The sequence below is a fragment of the Mycobacteriales bacterium genome (assembly GCA_036497565.1).
Classification (GTDB): domain Bacteria; phylum Actinomycetota; class Actinomycetes; order Mycobacteriales; family QHCD01; genus DASXJE01.
On the sequence record DASXJE010000154.1, the window covers coordinates 1 to 3,448 of the forward strand.

Here is a 3,448-nt window from a genome sequence, read left to right on the forward strand (position 1 = left end):
GACCACTCCAGCCGGCCGCCGACGGCGTACTGCAGCGCCAGCGCCGGGCTGAACGCCGGACGCAACGCGGTCGCATCGCCACCGCTGCCCGTCTGTGCGGCGTTGCCGAGCAGGCCCTGCGCCACCGCGTTGTCGCCGCCCGAGGCCGACGCCGGGGCCATCGACAGGTCGGCGAGCTCGAGCCGCGCACCTCCGGCTTCGACCCCGCCGGGCCCGATCTCCAGCAGTCCCGACACGGCCAACGACCCGACCGAGATGGCGGTGGCCAGCAGTGGACCGCTCGCCCGGGAAAGGCGCAGGCCCACGCCGTCGATCACCAGCCGCGGCGCAGCCGCGAGCGTGAAGGTGGTGCCGTCGTCGTCGAACATCAGCAGGGACAGCCCCGGCGTGGCATGGACGACGTCGACCCAGGTCGCGTCGACCTCGACCGACAATTGCAGCGCGCCGTGGGAAAGGAATACTCGCTGACCGGCGGGGATCGAGATGCCCAGACCCACGTGCGAGCCGGGGGCGGTGCCCTCCGACGCGATGCCGACCGTGAGGTGCTCGCCGATCGTCACCGACGGCGCGCCGGCGGCGATGTTGTGCGCCAGCCGCATCACCCGGGCGAGGAGATCGGCCGGGTCGAGCGCGAACAGCCCGGTGTCCAGGCCGCCGGAGCCGTCGAGCAGGACACCGCTGAGCACGCCCTGCAGGGACAGGCTGCCGGCGGAGAATGACGCGCCGTGGATGGCCGGGCGGGCGAGCAGCGCCTGCACGGTCGGGTTCTGCAACGCGATGTCGACGACGGTCGGCAGTACCAGGCTGCCGGCGACCGCACCTAGGTCCGGTGCCGGGTCGTCGACGCCGTCGGTGCGGGTGCCGACCGCGACGTGCACCGGCGCGGTGACGCCGACCGACCCGAGGATCGCCCGGGCATGGGCGCCGTCGCTGATCGCGAGTCCGGCGGCGACATGCGGGCCGCCGACCGCCTCCGGGCCGACCTGCACGTCAAGCAACGGGGCGAGCGGGACCGGGCCGAGCGCCAGCGGTTTCGCCGGATCCACACCGACCGTGGCGTCGACGAGCCGCAGGCCGGTCTGGTCGACGATCACCCGCATGCTGCCGTCGAGGCTCGCGGTGGCGCCGTGCGGTCCGCCGGGGAGACCGGGCAGCGTGATGCCGATGCTCGCGTCGAGCCGGAAGCTCGGCGGGCTGACCGCGTAACCGACGGCGACCCGCTGCCGGGTCGGACCGATCCCGACCGTGATCGCCACCGCATGCGGGTCGCTGGTGTCGACGGTCCAGTCCCCCGGCAGCGCCGGGCGGACCACGCCGATGAGCTGACCGAGCGCGCCGGCGCCGTTGGCGGCGAGGCGCCGGGTGAGCTCGCCCGCGGGGTCCGCGGCGAGCTGGCGGACCTGGGTCGGGTCCACGTGCGGCGAGCCCAGGCCGAGCGCCGTGCGCGCCGCGGCGATCGCCGAAGGGATCGGGGCCGGCGCCGACACCTCGAGCCGGTCGAGGACCAGCGGCAGGGCGAAGGTAACCGCGCCGCCGGCCAAGCTGCCCAGCCCGGGGGTGTTGGGGAACAGCGGCACGGTGTCGCCGGCGCCGGTCTTCAGGGCCGCGCCGAGCGCCGTGCCGTCGAGCATCAGCGCGAGCGCGGCGGTGCTGCCGGCCGGACCGATCGTGACGGCAAGGTGCGGTACCGGCGCGCGGGCGGCGAAGACGGTGAGCCCGGCGTCCACCTCGACCGCGAGATGCCCGGCGGCGTCGGCCTGCCCCCGCGCGACCTCGAGGGTGAGCCGCGCACCGTCGCCGTCCCGCGCCACCGCGAGACTGACTCCCCCGGGCAACGGCAGCGTGCCGTGCGGCGCGGTGGGCAGCGCGAGCAGCGGCCGGACGGCGTCGACGAGCTGCGCGACGCGGTCGCCGTCGATCCCGGGGCCGTCGCCGGCGAACGTGTGTTCCAGCCAGTGCACCGGGTCGGCGAACAACCCGGCGGGCAGCCGCATCCGCGGCGCAGATCCCTCGTCAAGCAGGCCGAGGAAGACCAGCACCGGGTCGAGCCGGGCCGCGATGCCGGTGGTCGGGTCGGCGACGTGGCCGCGGGCCGAGGTGAGCACCAGCCGCCCGACCTCGCCCAGCAGCAGCGCGGCGGCGACCGGGAGCGCGTCGACCACCGCGCCGCCGGTCGGCAACGGCCACAACGGCAGATCGGTGGGCAGGCCCGGCAGCCCGCCGTCGACCTGCACGGCCAGGGACGGCGGGCTCCCCGCATCGGCGGCGAACCGGAGCGCGGGCCGGCCCGCGGGGCCGGGTGGGCCGCTCCCCGCCAGGTCGAAGGTGCCCGACCACCCGCCGGCAGCGTCGAGGGACAGTGCGGACCCGACCCTCACGCCGCCGGGAAGGTCGAGGCCGTCGGCGCCGGTGCCCAGCCGCAGCGCGGCCGGCGCGGCCAGGTCGAAGGTGAGCCCGAGGCCGCCGTGCTCGAAGCTCACCTCGGTGCCGGTCCCGGTCGCGGTCGGGATGAGCCGCCGCAACGCGTCGGCCGCCGCCGCCCGCGCCGACGGCGCGACCAGCGCGTCACGAAGTTGGCCGGCCGGATCGAGGAACAGCCGGGTGAGCGCGTCGACGGAGAAGCCGACGTCCGGCGCAGGCACAGCAGGGTCGATCAAGCCGACCGCCGCCAGAACGTCGACCACACCGGCGACGGCGCCGTTCGGCGGAGCCGACGCGAGACTCGCCGCGAGGCGGCCCAGCAGGACGCGGGCCTCGGGACCGAACGGTTCCCCGCGATCGCCCAGCACGAGCTCCGCCTGGTCCAGGCCGAGCGCGGTCACGTCGGCGAGGGTCAGCCGGACCCGGACGTCGGGGTCGGCGGTCAGGTCGAGCTCGACCTGCAGTTCGGCGCGGCGCAACGCCGGGGTCCGTGAGCCGCCCGGCCGCAGCGGCACCCCCTGCGGGCCGCCAGCCAGCCATCCGCCGGGCCGGAACAGCGCAACCCTCAGCGCGAGCGTCGGCGGCACCGGCGAACCGGCGGCCAGCCGAAGCCCGCCCATGTCGAGCCGCACCTCAGTGTCGACGGCGATCCCCGCGGCGGAGGCCGCGGCCGCGACCGGCGCGACGTGCAGCTGTGCCCGCAGCCCGGCACGCAAGGCGGTCGCCGCCGGTGCGGCGGCCGCCGCACCCGGCAGCGCGGCGGCGAGCCCGGCGCGGACCACGGCGGCCAGTGGCCGGGTCGCGTCGACCGCGCCGCGCACCGACCAGGTGGGCGGCGTGCGGGTCGGCGTCGCTCGCGGCACCGCGAACTCCGCCGCCGGTGCCGCGCTGGCATAGACCTGTCCGAGGGTGTCGAGCAAGTCCCGGCCCGCGGCGACGTCGGCGCTGTCCGGGCGGCCCGGGTCGGCCGCCGGCAGCAACCGCCGCAGCAACTGGAAGGCGTCCGCGCCCGGGCCGACGTCGAGCA

General features: G+C 76.9%; 1 protein-coding gene. It reads right to left on the reverse strand.

Translation table 11 applies throughout. The features are described from left to right. On the reverse strand, positions 1–3,448 hold a 3,448-nt coding region (locus tag VGH85_13450), incomplete at both ends, for a hypothetical protein (GenBank protein HEY2174807.1).